The organism is Streptomyces sp. NPDC088766 (assembly GCF_044750845.1).
In the GTDB taxonomy this organism is placed as follows: Bacteria; Actinomycetota; Actinomycetes; order Streptomycetales; family Streptomycetaceae; genus Streptomyces.
In genome coordinates, this window is record NZ_JBIVKQ010000008.1 from 189,101 (window position 1) to 214,115 (window position 25,015).

Here is a 25,015-nt window from a genome sequence, read left to right on the forward strand (position 1 = left end):
GCGCGGGAGCCGAAGGCGACGGCGGCGGCTTCGGGACCGCCGCGGCCGAACTCCCCTCGGGGCGACGGACGTTCACCGTGGAGCCGTGCCGGATCCTCTCGGCCGCGCCGGCGGACCGTTGGCGGCCGCTGTGCGCCGGTCCGCACCGGCAGTGAGGCGTGTGCGGCGGCGGGCCGCCCGATGGGGGGGCGGGTCGGCCGATGTCCGCCGTCGTCGCGACGCTCGGCGGCCGCCCCTCCGCACGATGACGGCGCGTCACATCTCGCGGCCCCAGCGGCCCGTCGCGGACGCGAAACCCAGCCAGGTGTGCCGGTTGCCTGCCCAACACCAGCCGACCTTCGGCGCGTTGCGGCGCTCGCGGCCGTCCCGCCCGGTGCCGTTGCTGATCCAGATCGCCGGAGTACGGGAATCCAGCGCGCCGTTGGCCTTGCGCAGCCGGGAACCGATGGTCATGAAGCAGCGGTTGCGTTCCAGCACGGCGGGCAGCTGCATCACCCAGTGGATGCCCTCGGTGAGCAGCAACGGGGTGCGGCCCTCTCTCGCGAGGGCGGGCAGAGCCTCGTCCGGGCTCCAGTTGGCCATGCGGTCGCCCCGGTCGATGCCCCGGAGGAGGTAGAGCGGGGAGTCGGGCAGCGCGATGCCGTCGAGCGGCGCGAAGAGGTCGACGTCGGGCATGTCGGTGACGACGAAGCCCGGCTTGCCGTCGAGGCGGAGCAGGGGTGCCAGGGCGGAGACGGGCGCCCGGTCCGGGTGAACGGCGAGCAGGACGCCTTCACCGCCCCGGGAATCCTCGGCGGACTCGGCGGACTCGGCGAACGACCGCAGGTCGGCCGTGGACAGCCCCGCGATCTCGTGCATCCCCAGTTCGATCAGGCGCTCGGCCTGTGCGCTCGGGGACGGGAGCGCGGGCAGGGCGGTGGAGGCGGTCTGCGAGGTCTCGGGCACGGTACTCCCAGGGTCGGCGATGTCGTCGGCCCAGTGACAACGCGGCAACCCGCCGGGACGTTCCCCGGCCGGGTCGGCGGGCGCCTGTCGCGGATGCCCGGACGCCGACGCGACCCGGCCCGCGCGCGATGCGGCGGTCCCCCGCGGCACCGCGCGCCCGGCCGCGGGTGCCGCAAGGACGGTCCCGGCCTCAGAGGGGGCGCGTCGTACCGGCGAGGATCTGTTCGCGCAGGATGTCCGCGTGGCCGCAGTGCTGGGCCAGTTCGCGCAGCGTGTGCAGGTAGACCCAGCGCAGCGGCAGCGGGCCGCGGCGGTTGCCCCGCAGGAGGTCGTCCAGGGCCAGATCCGCCGTCGCTCGGCGGGACGCCGCACAAGCCTGCCGGTGGGCGCGCTGGACCGAGGCGATCGTGTCGTCGTCGTGGACATCGAACGACTCGTCGGGAGAGGCGGGAATGCCGATCTCGGTACGTGACCGGCAGGTGATGGCCTCGTCGAACCAGACCTTCTCGACGAACGCGGCATGCTTGACCAGGCCCAGCAGGGTGGTCTTGGACGGGACCAGCGACCTGCGCGCCTGCTCCTCGGTCAGTCCGTTCAGGCTGTCGTGCAGCGCCGATCGGTGCTCGTCGAGGAACGCCTCGAACTGATCGCGCAGGGGTGCTTGGAAGACGGCGGGTTGCACTGACGGTGGGGAAACCATGACCGCAACGATAGTCCGGCGGGCCCCGGAGTCGGTGCCGGTCCGCGCCCCCGACCGGCAGCCGCTGCACCCGGGGCCGAACGCCGCCCGCGCACCTGTCTGCCGGAGCGTTTCCGGCACGAGTCGCATCCGGCGGGCCCGCGGCGGTCGAAGAGAGGAACGGCGAGCAGAGGCCGGCGAAGGAGAGACGACATGACGAGGTGGACACTGCGCCCGGACGGTGGCCGGCCGGAGGGACGCGGCTGCGCACACATCGAAACGCTCGAGCGGGAGCACGAACCGCAGAGCGACGTGTGCCTGCGGTGCGCGGCCCTCGGACACGACTGGGTCGGCCTGCGGGTGTGCCTCACCTGCGGCCACGTGGGCTGTTGCGACAGTTCGCGCCATGGTCATGCCACCGCTCACTTCGACTCCACCGGTCACCCGTTGATACGGGGCATCGGAGGCGGCGACGAGTGGGCCTGGTGCTTCGTCGACGAGGTCTACCTCCGGCCACGTCAGGCGACCTGAGCGTGCGGTCCCGCCGCACGGACCCTAGCCGTCCCCCCGGCCGACGGTGGTGATGCGGGTGACGGCGTCCAGGGTGAGGGCGCGGTCGTGGGGTTGCTGGGCCAGGGCGCGGTGCAGGGTCAGGCCCTCGATGAGGGCGTCCAGCTGGCGGGCCGTGTCGGCGTCGAAGTGCTTCTCCAGGTGGGTGCGGCTGCCTGCCATCCACTCCTGGGTGAGTTCCCGGTAGGCCGGCCGGCGCGCGGCGAGGGTGTAGAGCTCCTGCGTCAGGACGAGGTCGCGCGGGCTCCCCTCGGACAGCGCGTGGATGAGGTCGGTCACTGCCGCCCTGGCCTGGTCGCGGTCGGCCGGGGGCGCCAGATACGCGTCGAACAGCGCCACGATGTGGCCCGAGAAGTGCCGGAACGCCTCGCGGAGCAGCTCGTCCATGCCGCTGAAGTGATACGTCATCGACCCCAGGGGCACGCCGGCACGTGCGGCGATCTTGCGGTGGGAGACGCCCGCGACCCCCTCGTCGGCGATGAGGTCGAGGGTGGCGGTGAGGATGCGCGCGCGGCGCCGGGGGTCGGTGTGTCCGGTGGCCATGGCGGCGGGCTCACAGGCTCCGCACCGGCCGGGCCGGATTGCCGACCGCCACGACGTTCGCGGGCAGGTCCTTGGTGACGACGGCGCCCGCGCCGACGACGGAGTTGTCGCCGATGGTCACACCGGGCAGGACGATCACGCCACCGCCGAGCCAGACGTTGTCGCCGATGGTGATCGGCTTCGCCGCCTCCAGCTTGTCCCGCCGCGGCTGCGGCTCCAGGGGGTGCGTGGGGGTGAGCAGTTGGACGTTGGGGCCGATCTGGCAGTCCTGGCCGATGGTGATGGCCGCGACGTCCAGCGCGGTCAGGTTGTGGTTGACGAAGGTGCGCGCGCCGATCGTGATGTTGCTGCCGTAGTCGACGTGGAGCGGCGGCCGCACGTGCGCCTCCTCGCCCAGCGCGCCCAGGAGTTCGTCGAGGAGCGGCCGGGCGGCGCCGGCGTCCTCGGCGTAGGCGGCCTGGTAGCGGGCGGCCAGGCGGACGGCCTGCTGCTGGCGGCGCGCGATCTCCGGGTCGTCGGCGATGTAGAGATCGCCCGCGAGCATGCGCTCCAGGTTGGTACGGGGGTCGTCCGGGAAGTAGTGGTCCGTCGTCATGCGTACGATCGTACACTCGAAGCGTACGAACGTACGTTACGGGGCGCGGCGCCCGGCCGCCGCGGCGGACGTCACGAACCGTGCCGTCCGGCCGAAGGCCGTGCTCCTCAGGCGGACCCTGCCGAGCTGAGCATCTGGACCGCCGCGCCCAGCCCGGCCGGACGCGTCAGACCGGGCTCCGTCGGCCTGCTCCAGCCGGGTCCGCAGAGCATGACCAGGCTCTGCGTGCGGGCGCCGCGCACCCCCCAGCGCGTCGCCGCGATGTGGCGGGCCAGCGGAAGACTCGCTGTGGCCCGCGACTGCGACCAGAGGGCCACCGCCGCGGGCCCGACGCGCTGGACCGCGGCCACGACCGTTTCGGTGGGGACGGCGGCGCCCAGCACCAGGGCGGGAACACCCAGTTCGGCCAGCGCCGCGCTGAGCGCCTCGATCGGCAGCGTGTGCTGCTCGCCGGGCAGGCAGGCGAGCAGCACGGGGGGCGCGGCGTGCGGCGCGTGCCGCAGGGTCGAGGTGACGTAGACGTGGCGCAGCGTGGCGGAGATGTGCCAGGACAGCAGGTGCTCCACCTCGATGTAGCGGTCGCCCGAGGATTCCCACCTGCGGCCGACCGCCCGGAGCGAGGGGACCATGATCTTCTCCCAGGCGCCGATCAGCCCGTAGGTGCTGACGGCGTGGGTGAGCCGCTCCTGGACGGCTACGGCGTCCAGGCGCACCGCGGCGCGCGCGAGTCCCACGCAGGCCTGCCGCGGATGCTCGGAAGACGCCCCGCTCCCGTGGCGCGCCGGAGGAGGGGACGGTACGGCGACCGGATGCCCCGTCTCCTCCCGGCGGTCTGCCGCGGGCGTCGCGTGCAGGGCGGCCGGGAGCGCCGCTCCGGTGGACGGGCGCTGTCTCGCGATCCGCGCGGCCTCCGCCGGAGGGACGCCACTCGCGGTCAGACGGCACATCTCCTGGACCGTGGCGACGTCCTCCGGCGTCCAGCGGCGATGCTTGCCCTCGTCGCGCACGGCCGGCCCGAGGCCGTACCGCCGATCCCAGCTGCGCAAGGTGGTGGGGGAGACCCCGAGCCTGCGCGCCAGGCAACCGGTGGTGATTCCGGCGTCGGACGTCTCCGCGGCACCCCGCGCATCGAGGTCCATCACAGGTTCCGCACGGTCGCGCGGCACGGCGCCGCGCGCTCCGGACCGCCGGGGCCGGACGGCGAGGACACGGGGGACGTCAAGGGACACCTGCCTCGTCTCGGTTGCTTCGGGATCCCGCCACCTCGGGGGACCTGCACGCTCTTCGCCGGAAAGGGCGCTCGTGGATGCACCGCCGGCCCCATTGCGTCTCCCGTGCCGAGAACGCCGCGGCCGCCCGCGGACACCCGGCCGCGGCGTGCATTGCCCGGCGCGGGCGTGGAAGAAGGGCCCCATGACTTCACTCACGCAACAGCACAACGCCGCCGACTTCTACGACTTCGAGACCGCCCTGACCGAGGACGAACGCGAAGTCCTCCTCAGGACCAGGGCGTTCATGCGCGACGAGGTCCAGCCGCTGGTGGCCGACCAGTGGGCCGACGGCTCCTTCCCCAGGGAGCTGATCGCCCGTTTCCGTGAGAGCGGGCTGGTCGGCCTGCCCTACGAGGGTTACGGCGATCACCGCCCCGCCGCCAGCCATCTGCTGACCGGGATGATGGCGATGGAGATGAGCCGGGTCGACGCCTCGGTCGCCACCTTCTTCGGAGTCCACAACGGGCTCGCCATGCACGCCATCCACGCCGGGGGCGACCAGGCTCAGCGCGACCGCTGGCTGCCCGGCATGGCGAGGATGGACACCGTCGGGGCGTTCGCGCTCACGGAACCGCTCGACGGCTCCGACATCGCGGCCGGCATGCACACCACCGCCCGGCGGGAGGGCGACAGCTGGGTGCTCGACGGCGCCAAACGCTGGATCGGCAACGCCACCTTCGCCGACCACATCGTCGTCTGGGCCCGCGACGTCGACGACGACCAGGTCAAGGGATTCGTCGTCGACGGCGGCACGCCTGGACTCAGGATCGAGAAGATCGCCCGCAAGACGTCGCTGCGCATCGTCGAGAACGCCGACATCACCCTCGAGGACGTCCGCGTCCCGGAGTCCGACCGGCTGCAGAACGCGTCCTCCTTCCGCGACGTCGCCGAGACCCTGCGCGCCACGCGCAGCGGCGTCGCCTGGCAGGCCCTCGGAGTCATGATCGGCGCCTATGAACTCGCCCTGCGCTATGCCTCCGAGCGGCAGCAGTTCGGTCGTCCGCTCGCGGGTTTCCAGCTGGTGCAGGACCTCCTGGTCAAGAGCCTCGGCAACATCACCTCGAGCTGGGGCATGCTGCTCCAGCTGGCCCGGCTCCAGGACGCGGGGGTGTTCCGCGACGAGCACTCGTCCCTGGCGAAGGCGCACGTCACCGCCCGGATGCGGGAGGTGGTGGCCTGGGCCCGGGAGATGTTCGGGGGAAACGGCATCGTCCTGGAGTACGATGTCGCGCGCTTCTTCGCGGACGCGGAGGCCATCTACTCCTTCGAGGGCACCAGGGAGATGAACACGTTGATCGTGGGAAAGGCGATCACCGGGCAGAGCGCCTTCGTCTGATCGCCGACGACTCGTCACCGGCGATCGTCGCTCGGCGAGCTCCTCGCGGGCACGGGCACGGGCTCCGGGGCGCCGCCGCCGGTGACCCGGACGACCGGGGCACTGAGAGTGACGAGTGACGAGGGTGGCCGAAAAGAACCGAAAAGCCTATATTCCTGTCTACCCCTGCCGGGTCCCGCGGCGCTCCGGGCGCCGGGGACAGGACTGCCCGAAAACGGGCGGCCGGGCGAACGGCGGAGGATCCCATGTTGTCTTCATCCCGCGACGATGCCCGTTCCGTGCTCCACGGCGGCATCCGTCGTGCGACGGCCGGGACGGCGGAAGGCGTATGAACTGGCGTGACTCGGCGGCCTGCCGCTGCGAAGACCCCGAACTCTTCTTTCCCATCCGTGAGGACGGCCCGTGGCGGCGGCAGATCGAGCAGGCCCGCTCGGTGTGCAACCGGTGCCCCGTGGTCAGTGCCTGCGGCGCCTGGGCGCTGCGCAACGGAGAGTCCGACGGGATGTGGGGCGGGATGACCCCGGAAGAACGCCGGACCCTGCGGCTCAGGCGGGTCGGCGGGAACAGCCCCGCCTGAGCCGGGCGCACCCCGCCTGAGCCGGGCGCATCCCCGCAGTGCCCTTTGGGGCGCACGCTCCTGGCCTGGGGCGGAGGAGCGGTCCGCCGGGGGCGGCCGGGCGCGGCGCCGACGGCACGGTGCTGATCCGATGCAGAGTCGATGCAAGTTGCCGGACAGATGTACGGCTCCGCATGCTGGACGCGTCGAATCGCTTCCTGCGACCGGCTGCCCGGAGTCCGTGGCTCCGCGTGGCCGCGCAGTGGCCCGGGCCCTCCGAGCCGGAACAGGTCCCTCCTGTACGAGGAGTAATCGCCATGACTGCACGGCAGGCCATCGAACCGACCCTCCGGTCCGCGCCGCTACCGGCCCCTGCCGAGGAGTCATCGGCGGACGACGAGATCGTCGCAGCCTTCATGGCGGGTGACGAGACAGGTGTGGCCGCCGTCTACCAGCGGTGGGGCCCACTGGTCTACACCCTGGCGCGCCGCTCCCTCGGGGACGCCCGCGAGGCCGAGGACGTCACGCAGGTCGTGTTCCTGGCGGCGTGGCGGGGACGTTCCGGGTTCGCCCCGGAGCGCGGCACCCTGGCCGCCTGGCTCACCGGGATCACCCGTCGCAAGATCGCGGACGCGCTGTCCGCCAGGACCCGGCGGGCCGAACTCGGCGCGGCGGCCCAGTCGTTGCTGCCCGCCACGGCGCCGGAGCCGGACACCCAGCCGGACGCCGTGATCGACCGGGTGATCATCGGCCACGAGCTGGCCAGACTCCCCGCCCCGCAGCGCCGCGTTCTCGGCCTGACGTTCTACGACGACCTGACGCAGAAGCAGATCGCGGAGGTGACCGGCTGGCCGCTGGGCACCGTCAAGAGCCACGCCCGCCGGGGCCTGCACCGGCTCAGCCGCTGTCTGCGGGACAGCGAGACGTTTCGCCACCTCGCATGAACGACGCACCGACGACATGAACGACGCACTGACGACGCGACATCGGCCCGCCTCCGGCCCCGGCCCCGCCACCGCTGCCGGGCCGGAGTCCGGTGCCCGGTGTCCGGTGCGGAGAACGGGCGGTCAGCCGGCGAACGGGCCGCGAACGACGCTGTCGCCGGAGTGGTCGGGTTTGCCGTTGTACGGCTGAACGGACACGTCGACCACGGAGTACTCCTGGAGGTCGATGTTGTCGGGGACGGGCAGTGCGGCGCGGCCGTCGGGGCCCAGGACGCCCATGGAGACCAACTTGGTGTGCGTGCGGTCCATGAGCCAGACCTCGAAGTAGCCGGACGTACGGGGCAGACCCTTCACCGTGATGTCGAGGGTGCGGCGCCCGCCGCCGTCGCTGAGCCGGGCGTAGCCGGCCGAGTCGGCGCGCAGTGAGTCGAGCCGCTCGGAGGCGGTCGACGGGACGCTCGCGGACTTCTCCTGGGTCATCCACCAGGTGACGGTGCTCCCCGCCGCCGCGCCGAGCAGCGCGGCACACGCGGCCAGCGCCACGGCGAAGCGGCCCGGCCTGCGAAGCCCTGCCCACGCCACGGTCCGTGCCGCCGTCCGTGCCGCGGGGCGGCCGGTCTCCGCGCCGGTGACGCCTTCCTCCTCCGTGCCGCGTGGCGGGCGGGCGGGGGACGGTGCCGTCCCGGCGTCGCGGTCGTGCCGGACGGCGATGCCGAGTTCGGCGGCGATGGAGTCCCACAGGCCGGCCGGCGGCTGGAGCAGGTCGTGCTCGTCCAGCGAAGACCCTCTGGCGCTCGTGACCACATGGCGCAGGGCCCGGAGTTCCCGCGCGCAACGGGCGCATTCGAGCAGGTGCTCCGCGGTGGGAGGGGACGGCTCCTCCCCGATCGCGATCAGCGCCAGTGTTTCGTCATCCGTGTGCTCCACCGTCCACCTCCAATCGGTTCTTCATCCGCATCAGTCCGCGCCGGGTGTGGCTCTTGACGGTGCCGAGCGGGAGACCGGTCCGCTCGGCGATCTGCGCTTGGGTGAGATCTTCGTAGAACGCCAATCTGAGCACCGTCTGCTGCTGTTCGGGAAGCCTGTCCAACTCGTTCGTCAGCAGGACGTGGTCCAGTACGGAGTCGGCCGGGGCCGCGGGCTGCCCGGGCGCGGCCGGCGACGTCGCCGAGGTGATCGCCTCCACGTCCCTCAAGTGCCGGGAGCGTCTGGTGAGGGCGTCGGCGACCTTCTTGTGGGCGATGCCCATGATCCAGGTCTTGAGCGACCCGCGCCCGGCGTCGTAACCCTTGCGGCCCTGCCAGGCTCCCACGAAGACCTGCTGAGTGACGTCCTTCGCCTCCTCGGCATCTCCCAGCTTCCGCGTCGCCACCGTGAACACCAGCGCACCCCACCTTCGGTATGCCTCGCCGAGGCACGACTCGTGACCGACCGCGAAGCCGTCTCCCAGGCCGGCGTCGGACATGGACGCCGCGGCCGCCACACCGGCGGCCAGGACCTCGGATCCGCCCCATCGTGATGTCACTTCGGTGCCTCCACCGCGGTGACCACCAGATTGTTCTGGTACCCGCCACGGTCGGGGAGGTAGGGGCCGGTGCAGGTGATGAGGGTGAGGACGGCCGGGCCGTCCCTGCGGAACGCGTCCGACGACGGCAGGTCCCGCTTGCCGATGGTGCGACGTGCGGTGACGCGGTACGCGGTCGCGTCGTCGTCCCCGCTCCTGACGAGCACCTCGTCGCCCGGTCTGACGTCGTTCAGGGCGTCGAGGACGCCCAGGCCGCGCCCCTTGGCGTCGACGTGGCCGACGACGACGGCGGAGCCCTGCGGGGAGCCCGGCGCGGGGGAGTAGCGGTACCAGCCGACGCGGTCGGGATCCTTCGGTACCTCGACCTGCCCGTCGCCCGTGACTCCCACCGGGTCGATCGGTGCGCGGACGTCGAGCCGTGGCAGCGCCAGCGACGTCGGCTCGGCGACCGGCTCGGCGACCGGCTCGGTGGCCGGGGCGGGGGTGCTGGGCGCACGCCCGTCGGCGGCCGTCGCGGGAGTCGTTTCCCGCGCCGGCCCCGCCGTCGGGGCGCCGGTGACCGCCGTCGCGCCGAAGTCGTCGGCGACGGGGGCCCGCTCTGCGGACCAGGAACCGGCGAGCAGGGCGGTGGAGACGATGAGCCCCGCCAGCGCGAACGCCAGCCCGACGAGGACGGGCCGCCGTGACGACCGCTTGCCCATGGAGAAGTCCTCCCTGCGCTGAGATTGCGGGGTGCCACCGCCGGGCGGCGGCACCCCTGCTGTGACGGGGGCCGTGTCCGGTGCGCCTATCGGCCCGAGGTGCGCAGCCTGAACAGCAGTCCGGCTGCGGCCAGGGCGGACACGGCGCCCAGGGACAGGGCGCCGAGCGGCAGGCTTTCGTTGTGCGCGGCGGCCTGGCCGCTCTCACCGGCCGGGACTCCGCTCGGGGCGGAGTGCATGCCCGTCAGCGTCTGGGTCTTGAGCGCCAGGTTCTTGTCCTGGGCGCTGCCCCAGGCGTAGACGACGGTGCTGGTGCCCTCGGCCAGGTTCAGCTCGGCCGGTCCGATCGCCACCGTGTCGGTGCCGGCCAGGACCACGTCGGCGGACACGGTCCCGGCCGGGACCTCGCCCTTGGCCTCCTTCGGGTTCTCCAGGCCCTTGAACACCGGCGTCCCGTCGGCTCGGACGTCGACCGCGGGGGCGGCGGCGACATGGCGGACGGTCAGCCGCGCCTGGCCGGCCGGCACCTTGGAGGTGTCGTTGACGAACGCGTCCAGCGCGGGTTTGCCGTCGGCGGTCAGATGGGCGACCAGGGTGGCGTTCGCACCGGCGGGCACGTCGACCGTCTTCTCGATGGCCGGAGTGCCGTCCGGCCCCTCACCGTCCTTGAATATCTTGATGTCGTACGAGCCGGCGTCCAGCTTCATCGGATCGGTGAGCGTTCCGGGCTTGAAGTCGGGGATCAGCTCCTTGTCTCCCGCGTAGACGTCGACCGTCAGGCCCGGTACTCCGTGGAGCACGGAGACGGTGGCCTGGTCGCTCGCTGCTTGCGGCTGGGCGAGTGCGGGGGCGGCGGCGGACAGGGTGACTGCGGCACCGACGGCGAGGGCGGCACCTGCAACGCGTGCGGTCATGGCGGCTCTTCCCTTCGTTCGAGCTCGTCTCGAATCTGTGAGGACGCATTCCGCCGCCTGTGGCGCCTTGGTTTCACTTCCGGCCGATTTTTTCTTCCGCCCCGGACCCAGGGGGAGAACCACCGCCCGCCGGCGGCGACCCGACGGGGTCGTCGTGGGCCCGTACGTCCGCTGTCCGGCCGCGACCGGTCCCTTTCGCCGGCGTCGGGACCAGCGGTGCGGGCCGTCCCCGTCCGGGAGGCTCGAACAGTTGCCATTTGACAACTATGGCCGTGAGACAAGAGAGTGGAACGGGGCGCTGGCAGGAGGGATCCAGGAATGTTCCAGTGGGCGGGGACCGCTCTGCTCGCTGGCGACCGGCGCCGGGCGGAGGGTGGTGCGACGGACGCCGTTGCGCGTCACTCAGGCGGTCCGGCTGCCGACGTCCTGGGCGTCGTCGTGTATCTGCACCGCCGCCGCGTCGCAGAACGCCTCGAGCCCTTGCAGCAGTGCGGTGCGCTGCGCGGGGGACATCTGGTCGAGCACCGCCCGCAGCACCTTCTCCCTGCGTGCGCGCAGGTCGGCGAGGAACGCGGTGCCCCGGCCGCTGAGATACAGGCGCACTTCGCGCCTGTCGTTCGGGCTCACCGTCCGCTCGACGAAGCCGGCGGCCTGGAGGCGGTCGCACAGTCTGCTGGCCGACGGCGGTGTGGAGGCGAGAGCGTCGGCGAGGGTGCGCAGGTTGATGCCTTCGTGATGCTCCAGAATGAGCAGGACGCGCAGTTGCGACGCCGACACGGGGGCCGTCGAGGCCCTGCCCCACAGGACTTCCAGCAGCTCCGCGGCCGTGGAGGTCACGCGAGCGACCCCGTCTGGCTCTGGGTGGGGGCGGAAGGAAGCCACAGTCACACTCTCGTAGGCACCGGGACAAGCGTCAGCGTACTAGGCGATCGAGCCGGCCAGAGAGGGAACCGCCACGGGCACGGCTGCTCCGCAGTGGGTACCCGCCAGGTGGGCCAGGCCTGCTCCATCCGACAAAAGATTGGTGTACTTCCCAACGTGAAGAGATTCGTGACCGCAGAGCGCGCTCTGCGCGCGGCGGCACCGGACAAGTTGCTCGAGGCGGTCCGACGCGTTCTCGTCGAGCAGTACGCGGCGGAATCCGTCGAACTCTTCATGGCCGACTACGGCCTGACCGTTCTGCAACCGGTGTCCGGGCTGCCGCAGATCCAGGAGTCGGTGCCGGCGCACCATGGCCCGGTCGGCCGTGCCTTCGGGGCCCAGGAGGCCTTCGTCGAGGGCGTCTCGGACGGCCTGGTGTGCGTACACCTGCCCGTCACCGTCAGGGGAGACCGTCTCGGTGTCCTGTCGGTGACCCTGCCGGGCGGCGATCACGCGCGCGACAGCCTCCAGGAACTGACGGAGATCGCGGAGGTCCTCGGGCACGAGGTGGTCGTGGCGGAACGGGACACGGATCTCTACCTCCAGGCGCGGCGCAAGGACCGGCTGACCCTGGCCGCGGAGATGCAGTGGCAGTTGCTCCCCGGCCGTTCCTGTGCCCGCCCGGAGTTCGAACTGGGGGCCCAGCTGGAGCCCGCGTACGCGATCTTCGGCGACAACTTCGACTGGTCGTCGACCGCCGACCGGCTCATGCTGTACCTCTCCAACGGCATGGGCGAGGGCATAGAGGCCTCCTTGCTGACGAACCTGGCCGTCAACGCGCTGCGCAACGCCCGGCGGGCGGACCTCTCGCTCGCGGACCAGGCGGCGCTCGCCGACCAGGCGGTCTACGCCCACTACCGGGGGCACCGCTACCTGTCCGTCCTCATGTTCGAATTCGATCTCGCCGGCGGACGGGTCCAGGTGGTGGACGCCGGCTCCCCGCAGATGCTGCGCCTGCGCAACGGCAGGGTGGAGCGCGTCACCTTCGAGGCACAGCTGCCGCTCGGCATGTTCGAGGAGACCGACTACGTGCCCCAGGAGTTCGAGGTCGAGCCGGGTGACCGTCTCGTCTTCGTCAGCGACGGGGTCTACGCGGTCGCCTCCCCGGGCGGCGAGACGTACGGCGACGCCGCGCTGGCCCGGGCGATCCTGTCCACCCGGCTGCTCCCGGCCGCCGAGGTGCCCCGGGCCGTCCTGCGCGAACTGACGGGCCACCGCGGTGACGCGGTCCCGAGTGACGATGCCCTGGTGGTCTGTCTGGACTGGCGCGGCCGACAGCCGTGAGGGCCGGGCACGGGAGCCCTTGCCCGATTCCGGTGATGACGTGTTGTTCGCGTCTCGCCCCACCCGCTAATGTTTGCCGTACGGCAAGTATTGGCTGATCGCCCTCCGCGAAGTGGCCGAGCGGCCCCGCTCGGAGGGGGGAGATGCAGATGCCGGGAACGCGAGCGGCCGCCGGACCGGCGGTACGGCGGGAGGGTGTGTTCCCCGGTCGGCTCCGGGCCCCGATCCCCGTGCGGCCCCTTCCCGGCGCCACCTCCACCGCCCCCTCCCCGGCCGCGCACGGGATCCCGGCCGGTATGTCACCCGCCGCGGCCCGCACCCGCACGGAAGCGGGGCCCGCCTCGCGTCCCCTGCACCCCGCCCACGGTGTCGACCGCGCGGGAGGACCGCTCACGCGCTTCGTGACGGGCGCCCCGTCCGTGGGCGCGGAGGGCGGCCGGTGAACGACGTCTCGCGCCGCACCGTCACGATGAGCCTGCCCATCGCGTCGGACGCCGACCTGGCCCGGGTGCGTCAGCGGGTGCGGCAGGCCGCGACCGAACGCGGTTTCGCTCTGGTGCCCCTGACCAAGCTGCTCACCGCGGCCAGCGAGCTGGCCCGCAACACCCTGGTCCACGGCGGCGGCGGACAGGTGGAGATCGCCACTCTGGACCGCGGGGCACTCCGCGGGCTCCAACTGGTCTTCACCGACAAGGGGCCGGGCATCCGCGACCTCGACCAGGCCATGACCGACGGCTACACCTCCGGCGACGGCCTGGGCCTGGGGCTGAGCGGAGCCAGGCGGCTGGTGCAGGAGTTCGCCGTCGACAGCCGGCCGGGGCACGGCACCACCGTCACCGTCGGCGCCTGGGTTTCCGGCATGCCGTCGCCCCGGCCTGCTTCGGAATGACCTGACGGGGCGAGAACGGGTGCACGGTAGGGCGCGGTGCGCGATGCGGTGCCCGCCGCGGTCGAGCCGGCCTCCCCCGGGCCGGCCGCGCGGAGTGCCGCTCAGACCTTTCGGGCCGCAAACGGACGGGGCGCATCCGGGCGTCGTGTCCGTGCCTCGTGTCCGGGCCGTCGTTCGTCCGAAGCGTCCTGGGCCGGGAGGCGACCGGGATAACGTGGAGAGGTCGAGGGGATAGGGGAGAAGGTGGACGCCTTGAACACTTCACAACCGGTCCCGTCCGCGGAAAGCCAACTGCGTGCCGCTCCGCCCGACGCGCTGGTCGCCACGGCCCGGCGTCTGCTCGCCGACCGGGTCGGCGCCGAGCAGGTGACCGTGTTCCTGGCCGACTACGGGCTGAGCGTTCTGCAGCCGGTCACGGACCTGCCGCACACCGGCGATCCCGTCCCCGCCCACGAGGGACCCGTCGGACGAGCCTTCCTCGGCCAGGTCCCGGTCGTCGAAGTCACCGACGACCCGGCCCCCGTCCACCGCGTTCATCTGCCGATGACCGTGCGCGGTGACCGGCTCGGCATCCTGTCCGTCCGCCTGCCCCGTGCCATGACGGACCCCACCACGGTGCTCCAGCTCACCGACTTCGCCACCGCACTGGCCCACGAGGTCACCACCGCAGACCGGGACACCGACCTGTATCTCCAGGCTCGCCGCACCCGGCGTCTCACCCTCGCCGCCGAGATGCAGTGGCAGCTCCTTCCCGGCCGGGGCTGCGCCCGCCAGGAATACGTCATCGGAGCCCATCTGGAACCCGCCTACAGCGTCGGCGGCGACAACTTCGACTGGTCGACCGGAGCCGACCACCTGACTCTCAGCGTCACCGACGGCATGGGCCAGGGCATCGACGCCTCCCTGCTCACGGGCCTCACCGTCGGAGCCCTGCGCAACGCACGCCGCGCCGGCATCGGGCTTGCCGATCAGGCCTGCCTCGCCGACCAGGCACTCTTCGCCCAGTACCGCGGCAAGATGTACTCCTCGACCCTGCTGCTCCGGTTCGATCTGGACTCCGGCACCGTGCACGCCGTCGACGCCGGCTCGCCGTTGCTCTACCGTCAGCGCGGCGACACGATCGAGCAGATCGAACTGGAGGCGCAGCTGCCGCTGGGCATGCTCGAGGAGACGCTCTACGAGGAGCAGACCTTCACGGTGGAACCCGGCGACCGGCTCATCGCGGTGAGCACCGGCATGCACGGCGCCCGCGACGCCGAAGGCGGATCGTTCGGGGACCGTGCCCTGCGGCAGACCCTCAGTGCCACACGCCGGGAGTCCCCGCACGAGGCGGCGCGCGCCATGGTCTCCGGTGTCATCGAACACTTCGGAAGCAGGCACCTCGCAGCCGACGCCGCGGTCGTCTGCCTGGACTGGCACGGCCGCACGAGTGGGACGGCACGGCAGACGCCACCGGCGTCCTGACTCCCCTCACCCGGGGCCGGGATGCCGCGACGGTGACGGTCCGGCACGACGTGCCCCGAGGAGAGCCCTCAGCCCACGGCGCAACGCGTCCCTGTCGGCTGGTTCCAGCACCCCCAGAGCGACGGCGAGAGCCCGGGCGCGACGCCCGGCGACCTCTCCGAGCACGTCCTGACCGGCCGCGGTCAGCATCAGCTGGACCTCGCGGCGTTTGCGCGGATGGAACGAACGGTCGAGCAAGCCGGCCGCCTCGAGGCGGTCACACAGCCGGCTTGCCGTGGGCAGTCCGATGTCCAGACACTCCGCCAGGGCCGTGAGATTGAGGCCCGGCGTGACCTGCAGCGCGCGCAGTGCCCGCAGCTGATGCGGCGACAACCGCAGCGTCGCGTCGTGCGCGGCGGCGGACCAGAGGTCCGCCAGGCTCTCCACGGCATCAGCGATCTCGAGGGCCATCGCCTCCGGGCCGTCAAGGGGTCCGTTGGCCTGGTCGTCGCCGGGGCCGTCGAGATGCGTCACTAATCAGTCACTTTCAGTAAGCCTGAGGCACTGTGAACACCCATGCTCATTCAAACGCAGTACCCGAGGAACTGACGAGCAAGCGACCGTTGATGTGTGCGATCGCAGATGAATGTGCGCGCATATGCCAAAAGGGTGCGGCTCCCGGGTCCGCCCCGGCGGCGACACCCCGCTTCGGGGCTCCCATGTGAACGAAGAGTGAAGGTTCGCCGGGTCTCGGGCAGGGGTGAAGAGGGCGGTAGCCCCCATTTTCAGGGGTATTGGCGATTCGAGGGGATGTGACGTCGCACCGGTCCCGGGTCTCGTGGTTGCACCACGCACCCACCTGCGCGATTGTTGTTCTCCGACAACTGTCTTCTTCGCTGAGTGAGGTGAGGGTCCACGCGCAGGGGCCCCGCGGCATGACTTCCTTCCCGGACGCCCCCAGCAACGGTGGCGCCAGCACGCCGATCGCTGCCACCGCCCCCCATCCGGTGATCGTCCTGACCCCGGACGGGCACGTCGTGGAACTCAACGGCGCCGCCTCCGATCTCCTGCCCGCGGCCCGGTCCGGCCAGAGCCTGTCCGTACCGCCCTGGCTCGCCGCCGCCAACGAGCGTCTCCACCCGGAACCCGTCAGCGGCGCGGTGGACGACCGCTTCTTCTCCGCCCACCCGTCCGTCCTGCCCGACGGGGACACCGCGTGGTGGCTCGTCGACGAGACCGCGTACCGGTCGATGCTCGAGGAACTGGAGGCGGAGCGCGGGCGCACCCGGTTCCTCACCGAGGCCTCCAGCGCTCTTCTCGCCTCACTGAACGTGAGCCGCTGCATGGAGGTCACCGCCCGCCTGGCCACCGAGCACCTGGCGGACGCCGCGCTGGTCGTCGCCCCCACCGCGGCCAGGAAACTGCCCCTGGTCGTCTGCGACCACACGGGCGAGGTGACCCACACCACGGCTGCCGGGGCACCGGACACCGTGCCGGGCCTGGCCGAGGCGCTGCGCGGCTTCCCGCCGGTGCCCTCGCGGTGGATAGATCCCGCCGCGGCACCGCACTGGCTGGTCCCCCCGGGATTCGGGGAGGTCGGTTCGCTGGTCATCACACCGCTTCCGGGCCACGGTGTGCCGGCCGGCGCGCTGGTCCTGCTGCGCCGTAGCCACAAAGCCGCCTTCACCGGTGCGGAGGAGGCGCTGGCCGGGCTGTTCGCCGCCCGGGCCGGCGCGGCGATGTCGGCCGCCCGTCTCTACGCGGAGCAGAACTCGATCTCCGACACGCTCATGCGGGAACTCCTGCCGCCCACCCTGCGGCAGGTGCAGGGCGTCGAGTTCGCCGGGGGCTATCGGCCCAGCAAGGACTCCGAGCGCGTGGGCGGCGACTTCTACGACGTCCACCCGCCCACCGAGGACTCTCCCGAGACGCTCGCCGTACTCGGGGACGTGGCCGGCAAGGGTCTGGAAGCCGCCGTACTCACCGGCAAGATCCGCAATACGCTGCACGCTCTGCTGCCCATGGCAGACGACCACGACAAGATGCTGAGGCTGCTGAACAACGCCATGCGCAACAGCCACCACACCCGCTTTGCCACCCTGGTGCTGGCGTCCGTCCGCCGCGAGAACGGCGACGTGATGCTCCGCCTGACCTCGGCCGGCCATCCCACACCACTGATCGTGCGCGGCGACGGAACGGTCGAGGAGGCCGACACCCGGGGGACCCTGATCGGCGTCATGCCGACCATCACCTCCCGGACCGCGGACATCAGGCTCGCCCCGGGCGAGACGTGCCTGATGTTCACCGACGGCGTCACCGAGGCCAGGGGCGGCCCCCTGGGCGACACGATGTTCGGCGAGCAGCGCCTCCGGCGTGCCGCACAAGAGTGTGCCGGCATGCCCGCCGAGGCCGTCGTCGAACGCATCCAGATGGTCGCCTCCCAGTGGATCGGCAGCGGCCGCCACGACGACATCGCCCTCATGGCCATCACCGCTCCGCGCGGCGCCCACCTCAGTGCCGTGGACGGAACGACCCGAGGCAGGTACACGGCATGACCAGCCACATCACCGACACCCAGGAGGGCTCGCGCCGGCCCTGCGCCGACGCCGGCCCGACCTCACCGCACGACGGCGAGCAGGCTTCTCGCTGGGCGGACGGACTCTGGACGGCCGTCCGGGCGGGAGACGAGCACGCGGCCGTCGACGTCGTCACCGAAGCCCTGCGCACCGGGCTGGAGCCCGAGGCGGTACTGCTGGACGTCATCGGATCCGTCCAGCGCAAGGTCGGCGGCGAGTGGGCGGCCGGCCGCATGAGCGTGGCGGACGAGCACGTCGCCACCGCCATCAACGAGCGGGTCATCGCCGCCCTGCCCAGCAATCGGCCGGCCGTACCGCACGCTCGCGTCACCGTCGCCTGCGTGGACCAGGAATGGCACGCACTGCCCGCACGCCTGGTGGCGGAGACGCTACGGCTCCGCGGCTGCCGGGTGGACTACCTCGGCGCGCAGGTGCCCACCGCCCATCTGATCAGCCACATCCACCGCACCGGACCGGACGCGGTGTGCCTGTCCAGCTCCCTGCCGACGCGCCTGCCACTCGCCCACACGGCGATCACCGCCGTCCAGGCCACCGGCACCCCGGTCATGGCCGGAGGTCTCGCCTTCGGCGCCGACGGCCGATACGCCCGCCTGCTGGGCGCCGACGCGTGGGAGCCCGACGCGCGGGCCGCCGCCGACCGGCTCGCCTCCGGTCTCCTGGCCCGGCCGGCGGCCGCCCACCAGACGATCGACGACCTGCCGCATCTGGGCGACCAGGAGTACACCCTGGTCGCGAGTGCCTCCACCCGCCTGGTGCGCGAGACGTTCCACTCCCTCGAACAGCGTTTTCCGCCCATGAAGGCCTACAACGACGAGCAGCGGGAACGGACAGCTGAGGACCTCGCCCACATCGTCGACTTCCTGACCGCAGCCCTGTACGTCGACGCCCCCGAGATCTTCACCGACTTCCTGACCTGGACCGCCGACCTCCTCACCGCCCGGGGAGTGCCCGCGCGGTCCCTCGTACCCGGCCTGGAACTGCTGGAGGAGCAACTGCGCGACTTCCCCCGTGCTCGCCGTTTCATCGATGCCGGACGAGCCGCGCTCGCCCCCTGTCCCTGACCCCGAGACGCTGGACGAATCCTGTGACTACCTCGCCCGACGCAGACCCCGTGCAGACCCCGTCCCCGACCGGCCGCCACACCGTACGCCTGGCCCTCGAAGGGGACCTGGACTACGACACCAGCGGCGACGTGCTCCACCAGGTGAGACTGGCCCTCCTGGACCGTGAGCACGTCGAGGATCTGCGCCTGGACTGCCGTCGGCTGGAGGTGGTCGACTCCATGGGGCTGTCGACCCTGCTGCAGATCCACCGTTCCGCCCGTCAGGACGGCGTCCGCTTCCACCTGGACAACATCGGACCGACACTGCGGCGCCTGCTGGAACTCACCGGCACCTACGACTACCTGACCGCCTCCCGTGAGGGTGATCAGCCGGCCGACAGCCGGCCCCGCCCGACCTGACACGACGACCGTGCCGCCCGGCAGCCCCGGCACCCCGGTGTCCGCTGTCCCGGGCACGGCAGTCCCGGGCACGGCGGCGGACAGCACGGCCCGCACGGCCGCGCCCGGCCTCTCCCCGTCGAGGTGAGCCCCGAGGCCGCCGCGGCAGCCCACTTCACCCCCGCGTCGAAGGCGCCGTCCGGGCGTATGCCCCGGCCGCGTGACGGAGTCGCGCGTACCGTTGACGGTGATGAACGAGGCGATGCGGTGAGCCCCGACGAAGACCCGGCCGGGTCGCCGGGCCAGGGGAACCTGCCCGAGTTCCGGCCGCACCCGGACGAGCGGCCGGAAGACGTGGCCCGGCAGCTGCGCACCCTGGCCAGGGCGAAGGACCGGCTGCAGGGGCTGTTGTCGGCAGTGCTGGCCATCGGTGGCGACCTGGACCTGCCCACGGTGCTGCACCGCATCGTCACCACCGCCATGGACCTGGCCGAAGCCCGCTACGGAGCACTCGGCGTCCTCGCCCCTTCCGGTGATCACCTGGAGCAGTTCATCACCGCGGGCCTCTCGGACGACGAGCGTGCGGACCTCGCCGGCATCGACTTCCCCCACGGGCGGGGCGTCCTGGGCCACCTGATCCACCACCCCGAACCGCTGCGCGTGGACGACATCCCGTCGCACCCCGCCTCGGTCGGCTTCCCGCCCGGCCATCCGCCCATGCGGACCCTGCTGGGCGTGGCCATCACCGTCCGCGGCGAGATCTACGGCGACCTCTACCTCTCCGAGCGGCGCGACGGCCGGCCGTTCGACGAGGACGACGAGGAGGTCGTACGCGCCCTCGCCGGCGCCGCCGGCATCGCCATCGAGAACGCCCGCCTGTTCGGCTACGTGCGCGACAGCGCCGAACAGTTCCAACGGCTGCTGCTGCCCGTGCTGCCCGACCTTCGCCCGTTCTCCGGTGCCGCGGTCTACCGAGCCGCCGCCGAGCCGGCCAGTGTCGGCGGGGACTGGTACGACGCCGCCGTCCTGCCCGACGGGGCGTGCGCGGCGGTCATCGGCGACGTGGTCGGCCACGACCTGCACGCGGCCGCCGCCATGGCGCAGGCCCGCAACATGCTTCGCGCCCTGCTGTACGACCGCAAGTCCCCGCCCAGCTCGGTGCTGACCCAGCTCGACCGCACCGTGCACGCCATCACCGACCTCCCGGTCACCACCGCCTGCCTGGCCAGGATCGAACCCGCCACCGAGGGCTGGACACTGCACTGGAGCACCGCCGGTCACCTGCCGCCCCTGGTGCTCGGCCCCGATGGGCGCACCGAGTACCTGCACGCCGACCCGGGCGTCCCCCTCGGTGTCGACCCCGACATCCACCGCCCCGATCACACGCACCCGCTGTCCGCGGGCGACACCGTCCTGTTCTTCACGGACGGCCTGGTGGAACACTCCGGTCACCCGATCGACGACCGCCTGGCCGCCCTCGCCGACCTCGCGGCGATCCACGCCGGCCGCCCCCTGGGCGACCTCGTGCGCACACTCGCCGACCACCACCCGAGCGACGGCCACGACGACATGGCCGTCCTGGCCGTCCGAACTCCCACCGGAGGGTGACGTCCGCGGCGCGGTTGAAGCAGGGGTCGGTGTCGACTTCGCGGCGGGCGCCGTGTGAGCCGGACGCGGGGGGTGTCGTCCTCCAGGACTACTACGAGGTCCCCGTGGACCTGGAAGCCGTGATCCGGGTGTACGCCCTTCGGCTGCTGACTCAGGAACTCGTGGCGTCGCTGAACCCCGAGGTCGACTTGACCGACCTGGTTCAGGACGTCTCCGGGATCGGCTGTCCGCAGCAGGGCCGGGGGCGGCCTGAATGCCTGCCCGGGAAGTGAGACCCGGGTCGGTGACTGCCATGATGCCGGCATGGCCGCCGACATAGCGTTCTTCCTCGCTCCTGATGACCGGACTGCCGCCGCGACGCGTGTGGGCGGCCCTGGTCGCGCTTTCGAGACTGTGACCTGCCACTTCATCGAGCCCGACAGTGCCGTCGTCGAGTGGGACATGTACTTCGAGGCGCCGTCCGCCGAGCTCCCGCCGCTCGAGCAGCTGCACGCGTGGGAGTGGCCCGGCTGGGTCGCGCCCGCCTTGAACGACGGCGCCGAGGTGTTCGTTGTGCCGGGACGGTTGACACGGGCGTTGGCCGCCGCTGGTTCCGGCGAGCTGCGCGAGCTTGCCGCTCGCTGGACCACGAGGCTCAGGCACGCCGATGGAGACGACATGACCGACGACGATCCGCTGGCGATCCTGCAGGGGGTTGCCCGACTCGCCGCGTCTGCCGTGAACTCGGGCGGCGGCCTCTACTGCTGGAGTTGTTGACACACCAGTCGCGGCCACCGGCGACGCCAGGCCGGGCCGCACAGGAACACGCTGCAGAGGTCTCGTGGGCACTCGCGCGCGGGACGGCTCGCGCGGGAGGTCGCGGTCCCGGATTGTGGTGATGCCGGCGCCCGCTGCCGACGGGTCGTCCTCTCACACGGTGGCGGAGCACGCAGGCGGGCAGCGGCGGACGGTCACACCAGGTGCGGCGCTGCGGACGGTCACACCCGGCCGGTGCCGTAGAAGCGCACGTAGTCGACCGTCATCGTCGCCGGAGAGGGTGTCGAGGTGTCCGGAGGGCCCGGCCAGTCACCTCCGACGGCGATGTTGAGCAGCAGGTGCATGTCCTGTTCGAATACCCAGTCGCGCGGTGCGGGCAGCTTCGACGGAGTCAGGGTGAAATACGGCTTCCCGTCGACGGACCAGGTGATGCGGCGCGGCTGCTTGTCGACGGCGTACGTGTGGAACGCCTGCGACGCGTCGGCCGGAAGGGCGGTGGAGCCGCCGATCCCGTTCTCGTTGAAGTAGGTCGGTCCGTGCGCGGTGCCGTACACCGTTCGCGGTTCTCCGCCCACCACCTCGCAGATGTCGATCTCGCCCTGCCCGGGCCATTCGACGCCGTTGTCGCCCAGCATCCAGACAGCCGGCAGCAGTCCTGTGCCGGTGGGCAGCTTCGCGCGGATCTCCGCGCGTCCGTGAGTGAGCGCGACCTTTCCCTCGGTGGTCAGACGGGCCGACGTCCAGGTACAGAACTCCGTTGTGTAACAGGGAAGTTCCGAGTCCGAAGGGGCCGGCCGCGCCGAGATCAGGAGGTGACCCGTGCCGTCGAGCGCGGAGTTGGCCGCGTCGTCCGTGTAGTACTGCAGTTCGTTGTTGCCCCACCCCTCGGCGTCCCGGTTCCCGATGTCGGTGTTCCACGATCTTTCCGACGGACGGGTGGCCGCCGCCCCGTCGAACTCGGCCCGCCAGAAAGGCTTTTCCCGGTCTGCTGGGGAGCGCGTGTCCGGGACGGAAGCACATCCGCACAGCAGTCCACCCAGCGCCAGCGCGAGTGCCAGGCGGGTACGTCGATTCATCGCGCCGCTCCCGAGAGGTCGTGCAGAGAGGTGAGCGCAGCCGGTTTCCTCGCCTGCGGGGGGTGACCGAAGCGGCGGGGACGAACGCTGTGCGCCATGCGCAGACCCTACTGAACGACTGCTTCAAAGGGTGCGGCGGGCGTTCGGCTCCGCGCCGTCAGGCCTGCCGATCGCGTGTGACGCACCGTCGCCGTCGAGCGCTCCACGGGGAGCGTCACCTACGCTCCGGACGGCAGGACGGCCCCGTCCGGCTGCGGGATCTCGGCATCCCCGACCGGGCCACCGCTCCGTGCCGACCGGTGGGCCCCGTCGACCGCCGGGCCCGCGTCGCCCGCGGCTCACCGGCCCGCACGCCGGCCGTTGCACTGTCGGCCGTCCCGCGCCCCGGAAGGCGGCCCACCGACGCGATCGCCGCCAACCCGATTGCCGCGAACGTGCCGGGGTATGCCTCTCGCCGTATTCGTCGGGGAGGGGACCATGAGCAGCGACAGCGACAGCGACAGCGACAACGACGACGGGCACGGCGGGGGAACGCGGAGCCGCCGCGAATTGCTCTGGCGCATCGGCATCGCGGTCTTCTTCGTGGCCCTCATCATCTTCTTTGCCTCGATCTACGAGGACCCCGGCCCGGTATGCGGAACGGGCCAGGACAAGGGCCCCTGTTGAAGCACTCGAGGGAGGCCGGCCACGCACACCGCCGCTGAACGGCATGTCTGCCGCGGCCCCGGACTGCGAGTGCTCCGGGTGCCGCAGTTTCGTCGTCGCCCCGCCGCCGGCGCCGTCTCACCCAGCCGTGTGGAGCTCAGCTCCGCGGTCTGCCGGCGGCCGGTCAGGACCGGGCGGATCCGGCGGGTTTCGCCGTGTCCACGGTGGGCGAGAAGTCGGCGCGTGCGGCACTGCACGCGCCACCCGTCGCCCCGGCCGTCGCCCCGGCCGGAAGTGCTTCTTCACCTGTCGGCATGCGTACGGAGGGCTCGACGACTGGTGTCGTCCGCCTGACGGGGAGGTCTCGGCAGGGGGTCGCTGTAGTGGTGGGCCGCGATCCGGGCGTCGTGCTGTGCGTTGAGCAGACGGATCAGCAGTACTCCGATGCCGGTCGCGAGGATGATCGCCGCGATGAGGATGAGGGTTTCCACGGAAACTCACCTCCGGGTGTTTCCGGGCAGCGGGAGGGCGCGTCGGCCCATGGGGGACCCGAAGGGGGACATGCAGGCCCCGCCCTCGCTCTCCCAGCCTGCTTCCCGGCGCAGGGCGTCGCCAATGCCGCGCCCGATCACGGCCTCGTCGGCCATCAGGGCTCCGGCGGTGAGGACGCTCCCGGGGATCGTCGCGGCGGCCATCAAGCGGGCCGCGGCGGCGGGCTCCGTCTCGGGCGGGATCACCAGCAGGTCCCAGCGGCCGACGGTGTAGGAGAGCAGAATCAGCTTGTCGGGGTGCTGTTCGGTGAACCAGCCCACGTGCACGGTGTGCCCGGCCACGGGCACCTTGCGCGGGATGACGGGCCAGCGGGTGGGGTTCACGGTGACGCGTGTGATGCGTCCCCAGACGTCGTCGAGTGCGGCCACGAGCGGCGGAAGCTCCGCCTCGAGATTGCGTGAACAGGGCCACCAAGCCCCGTCGAGCTGGCCGGCGAGGGTGGTCTTCGGGGTGAGGGACAAGCGTGCCGGGAGCTCTGGGGCGAGATCGCGCGGCGCGGTCCGGTCGAGGGTGGTGGTCATGGTGCGGACCTGCCCCCGGGCTGCCCGTCGGCAGCCCGGTTTTCCGTGATCGCCGGAAACGACACCTGCGTGAAAGCCGGTGTGCGAAGTGCTCCCGGTGCTTTCATTGTACATCTGTTCGATGTGGTGTGACCGCCTTGACCAGGTATTTTCCGACGGAAGTGCAGAGGCGAGGGCCGTGGAAGCACCGTGAAACGACGGCAGGCGCACGCACATCGCCGACCGGGCACCGGCAGCGGTCCCACCTGCGACGAGGTGACGGCTTCACCTCGCAGACGGGTGGACCCGCCATGGCCGACTCCGGCACCCCCGGACGCCCCGCTGCTCCTGCCGGAGGTGATCCACCAGGCGCTGAGACCCGGTACGCCCTGGAGGCCACGAGCTCCCGAGAGGGAGTCCGGCCTGGCTCGCGGCGCGTTCGTCCACCACGTCGCCTCCACGTCGCGCGCCAAAGCCGCGGTTCGTCCCCGAGCACCTGGCGCGGCAGCCGGAGGCGTCCGACGGAGTGGCCCCACGGGTGTGGTCCACGATGACCACCGTGCAGCCGCGGCTCGCCGGTTCCACGGCCGTCGAGATGACAGGCGCGCGGGGACCCCCAGGCCCGGCGAGCACAGCAGGACCGACCGCCTGCCGCGGTCGTCGGCAGGGGCGGCCGAGGTCGCGTCCGTCCGGATGGCGGCCCGGTCCACCTCGCCGGGACGGG

The 25,015-nt window shown here is 72.0% G+C and carries 28 protein-coding genes; 14 read left to right on the forward strand and 14 right to left on the reverse strand.

What is annotated here, in order from left to right; translation table 11 throughout:
• Positions 1 to 255: 255 nt before the first annotated feature.
• Positions 256 to 945 carry a DUF5701 family protein gene (locus ACIP5W_RS14035; protein ID WP_401471677.1) on the reverse strand — a complete coding sequence of 230 codons (690 nt, stop codon included), beginning with the start codon at positions 943 to 945 and terminating at the stop codon, positions 256 to 258.
• 190 nt (positions 946 to 1,135) lie between these two features.
• On the reverse strand, positions 1,136 to 1,645 hold the full coding sequence (locus tag ACIP5W_RS14040; RefSeq protein WP_401471680.1) for a DinB family protein: 510 nt from the start codon (positions 1,643 to 1,645) through the stop codon (positions 1,136 to 1,138).
• 192 nt (positions 1,646 to 1,837) lie between these two features.
• Here ACIP5W_RS14040 and ACIP5W_RS14045 point away from each other — a divergent pair, with 192 nt between their 5' ends.
• A complete protein-coding gene (locus ACIP5W_RS14045) occupies positions 1,838 to 2,155 on the forward strand; it encodes a UBP-type zinc finger domain-containing protein (RefSeq protein ID WP_401471683.1) in 318 nt (105 codons plus the stop codon).
• A 24-nt stretch (positions 2,156 to 2,179) separates the two neighbouring features.
• Here ACIP5W_RS14045 and ACIP5W_RS14050 read toward each other — a convergent pair whose 3' ends face one another.
• The 3 genes from ACIP5W_RS14050 to ACIP5W_RS14060 form a co-directional block, all read right to left on the reverse strand.
• Positions 2,180 to 2,737, reverse strand: coding sequence for a TetR/AcrR family transcriptional regulator (locus ACIP5W_RS14050; protein ID WP_401471686.1), 558 nt, complete (start codon positions 2,735 to 2,737; stop codon positions 2,180 to 2,182).
• A gap of 10 nt (positions 2,738 to 2,747) precedes the next feature.
• Positions 2,748 to 3,332 (reverse strand): sugar O-acetyltransferase, encoded by a 585-nt coding sequence (locus ACIP5W_RS14055; RefSeq protein WP_401471689.1) that lies wholly within the window; start codon positions 3,330 to 3,332, stop codon positions 2,748 to 2,750.
• A gap of 107 nt (positions 3,333 to 3,439) precedes the next feature.
• Positions 3,440 to 4,471, reverse strand: a complete 1,032-nt coding sequence (locus tag ACIP5W_RS14060; RefSeq protein WP_401471692.1) for a MerR family transcriptional regulator — start codon at positions 4,469 to 4,471, stop codon at positions 3,440 to 3,442.
• Positions 4,472 to 4,745: 274 nt separating this feature from the next.
• Between ACIP5W_RS14060 and ACIP5W_RS14065 the strand changes: the two genes are divergently transcribed.
• The 3 genes from ACIP5W_RS14065 (at position 4,746) to ACIP5W_RS14075 (ending at position 7,439) form a co-directional block, all read left to right on the forward strand.
• Positions 4,746 to 5,939 carry an acyl-CoA dehydrogenase family protein gene (locus ACIP5W_RS14065; RefSeq protein ID WP_401471695.1) on the forward strand — a complete coding sequence of 398 codons (1,194 nt, stop codon included), beginning with the start codon at positions 4,746 to 4,748 and terminating at the stop codon, positions 5,937 to 5,939.
• Positions 5,940 to 6,267: 328 nt separating this feature from the next.
• Positions 6,268 to 6,516, forward strand: coding sequence for a WhiB family transcriptional regulator (locus tag ACIP5W_RS14070; RefSeq protein WP_401471698.1), 249 nt, complete (start codon positions 6,268 to 6,270; stop codon positions 6,514 to 6,516).
• Positions 6,517 to 6,812: 296 nt separating this feature from the next.
• Positions 6,813 to 7,439 (forward strand): RNA polymerase sigma factor, encoded by a 627-nt coding sequence (locus ACIP5W_RS14075; protein ID WP_401471701.1) that lies wholly within the window; start codon positions 6,813 to 6,815, stop codon positions 7,437 to 7,439.
• 123 nt (positions 7,440 to 7,562) lie between these two features.
• Here ACIP5W_RS14075 and ACIP5W_RS14080 read toward each other — a convergent pair whose 3' ends face one another.
• From ACIP5W_RS14080 to ACIP5W_RS14100, 5 genes are all read right to left on the reverse strand, one after another.
• Entirely contained in the window at positions 7,563 to 8,366 is an 804-nt protein-coding gene (locus ACIP5W_RS14080) for an anti-sigma factor (protein ID WP_401471704.1), read from the reverse strand.
• On the reverse strand, positions 8,350 to 8,964 hold the full coding sequence (locus tag ACIP5W_RS14085) for an RNA polymerase sigma factor (RefSeq protein WP_401471707.1): 615 nt from the start codon (positions 8,962 to 8,964) through the stop codon (positions 8,350 to 8,352). The genes ACIP5W_RS14080 and ACIP5W_RS14085 overlap by 17 nt, the downstream gene beginning before the upstream one ends.
• Positions 8,961 to 9,665: a class F sortase gene (locus ACIP5W_RS14090; RefSeq protein ID WP_401471710.1), complete on the reverse strand. Its 705-nt coding sequence runs from the start codon at positions 9,663 to 9,665 to the stop codon at positions 8,961 to 8,963. The genes ACIP5W_RS14085 and ACIP5W_RS14090 overlap by 4 nt, the downstream gene beginning before the upstream one ends.
• An 86-nt stretch (positions 9,666 to 9,751) precedes the next feature.
• Positions 9,752 to 10,579 carry a DUF4397 domain-containing protein gene (locus ACIP5W_RS14095; RefSeq protein WP_401471713.1) on the reverse strand — a complete coding sequence of 276 codons (828 nt, stop codon included), beginning with the start codon at positions 10,577 to 10,579 and terminating at the stop codon, positions 9,752 to 9,754.
• Positions 10,580 to 10,981: 402 nt separating this feature from the next.
• Positions 10,982 to 11,416 (reverse strand): MarR family transcriptional regulator, encoded by a 435-nt coding sequence (locus ACIP5W_RS14100; RefSeq protein ID WP_401471716.1) that lies wholly within the window; start codon positions 11,414 to 11,416, stop codon positions 10,982 to 10,984.
• A 213-nt stretch (positions 11,417 to 11,629) separates the two neighbouring features.
• Here ACIP5W_RS14100 and ACIP5W_RS14105 point away from each other — a divergent pair, with 213 nt between their 5' ends.
• From ACIP5W_RS14105 to ACIP5W_RS14115, 3 genes are all read left to right on the forward strand, one after another.
• Complete coding sequence (locus ACIP5W_RS14105) at positions 11,630 to 12,784, forward strand: PP2C family protein-serine/threonine phosphatase (RefSeq protein ID WP_401471719.1); 1,155 nt, start codon at positions 11,630 to 11,632, stop codon at positions 12,782 to 12,784.
• A 469-nt stretch (positions 12,785 to 13,253) separates the two neighbouring features.
• Entirely contained in the window at positions 13,254 to 13,673 is a 420-nt protein-coding gene (locus tag ACIP5W_RS14110) for an ATP-binding protein (RefSeq protein ID WP_401471943.1), read from the forward strand.
• A gap of 243 nt (positions 13,674 to 13,916) precedes the next feature.
• Positions 13,917 to 15,137, forward strand: coding sequence for a PP2C family protein-serine/threonine phosphatase (locus tag ACIP5W_RS14115; protein ID WP_401471722.1), 1,221 nt, complete (start codon positions 13,917 to 13,919; stop codon positions 15,135 to 15,137).
• Positions 15,138 to 15,143: 6 nt separating this feature from the next.
• Here ACIP5W_RS14115 and ACIP5W_RS14120 read toward each other — a convergent pair whose 3' ends face one another.
• Complete coding sequence (locus tag ACIP5W_RS14120) at positions 15,144 to 15,650, reverse strand: MarR family winged helix-turn-helix transcriptional regulator (RefSeq protein ID WP_401471725.1); 507 nt, start codon at positions 15,648 to 15,650, stop codon at positions 15,144 to 15,146.
• A gap of 401 nt (positions 15,651 to 16,051) precedes the next feature.
• Here ACIP5W_RS14120 and ACIP5W_RS14125 point away from each other — a divergent pair, with 401 nt between their 5' ends.
• The 6 genes from ACIP5W_RS14125 to ACIP5W_RS14150 all read left to right on the forward strand — a co-directional run bounded on the left by ACIP5W_RS14125 (position 16,052) and on the right by ACIP5W_RS14150 (position 21,518).
• On the forward strand, positions 16,052 to 17,671 hold the full coding sequence (locus tag ACIP5W_RS14125; RefSeq protein WP_401471728.1) for a PP2C family protein-serine/threonine phosphatase: 1,620 nt from the start codon (positions 16,052 to 16,054) through the stop codon (positions 17,669 to 17,671).
• Positions 17,668 to 18,774 (forward strand): B12-binding domain-containing protein, encoded by a 1,107-nt coding sequence (locus ACIP5W_RS14130; protein ID WP_401471731.1) that lies wholly within the window; start codon positions 17,668 to 17,670, stop codon positions 18,772 to 18,774. Before ACIP5W_RS14125 ends, ACIP5W_RS14130 begins: the two co-directional genes overlap by 4 nt.
• A gap of 50 nt (positions 18,775 to 18,824) precedes the next feature.
• Positions 18,825 to 19,175 (forward strand): STAS domain-containing protein, encoded by a 351-nt coding sequence (locus ACIP5W_RS14135; protein WP_401471734.1) that lies wholly within the window; start codon positions 18,825 to 18,827, stop codon positions 19,173 to 19,175.
• Positions 19,176 to 19,421: 246 nt separating this feature from the next.
• A complete protein-coding gene (locus ACIP5W_RS14140; RefSeq protein WP_401471737.1) occupies positions 19,422 to 20,762 on the forward strand; it encodes a PP2C family protein-serine/threonine phosphatase in 1,341 nt (446 codons plus the stop codon).
• A gap of 29 nt (positions 20,763 to 20,791) precedes the next feature.
• Positions 20,792 to 21,034, forward strand: a complete 243-nt coding sequence (locus ACIP5W_RS14145) for a hypothetical protein (protein ID WP_401471740.1) — start codon at positions 20,792 to 20,794, stop codon at positions 21,032 to 21,034.
• Between the two features lie 31 nt (positions 21,035 to 21,065).
• On the forward strand, positions 21,066 to 21,518 hold the full coding sequence (locus ACIP5W_RS14150) for a hypothetical protein (RefSeq protein ID WP_401471743.1): 453 nt from the start codon (positions 21,066 to 21,068) through the stop codon (positions 21,516 to 21,518).
• Between the two features lie 221 nt (positions 21,519 to 21,739).
• Here the strand turns inward: ACIP5W_RS14150 and ACIP5W_RS14155 are convergent, their stop codons facing one another.
• Positions 21,740 to 22,594, reverse strand: coding sequence for a family 16 glycosylhydrolase (locus tag ACIP5W_RS14155; RefSeq protein ID WP_401471746.1), 855 nt, complete (start codon positions 22,592 to 22,594; stop codon positions 21,740 to 21,742).
• Between the two features lie 477 nt (positions 22,595 to 23,071).
• Here ACIP5W_RS14155 and ACIP5W_RS14160 point away from each other — a divergent pair, with 477 nt between their 5' ends.
• Positions 23,072 to 23,260: a hypothetical protein gene (locus ACIP5W_RS14160; protein WP_401471749.1), complete on the forward strand. Its 189-nt coding sequence runs from the start codon at positions 23,072 to 23,074 to the stop codon at positions 23,258 to 23,260.
• A 281-nt stretch (positions 23,261 to 23,541) separates the two neighbouring features.
• Here ACIP5W_RS14160 and ACIP5W_RS14165 read toward each other — a convergent pair whose 3' ends face one another.
• Both ACIP5W_RS14165 and ACIP5W_RS14170 read right to left on the reverse strand, forming a co-directional pair.
• Positions 23,542 to 23,730, reverse strand: a complete 189-nt coding sequence (locus ACIP5W_RS14165) for a hypothetical protein (RefSeq protein WP_401471752.1) — start codon at positions 23,728 to 23,730, stop codon at positions 23,542 to 23,544.
• A gap of 6 nt (positions 23,731 to 23,736) precedes the next feature.
• Entirely contained in the window at positions 23,737 to 24,312 is a 576-nt protein-coding gene (locus ACIP5W_RS14170; RefSeq protein WP_401471755.1) for a DUF5994 family protein, read from the reverse strand.
• Positions 24,313 to 25,015: the final 703 nt, after the last annotated feature.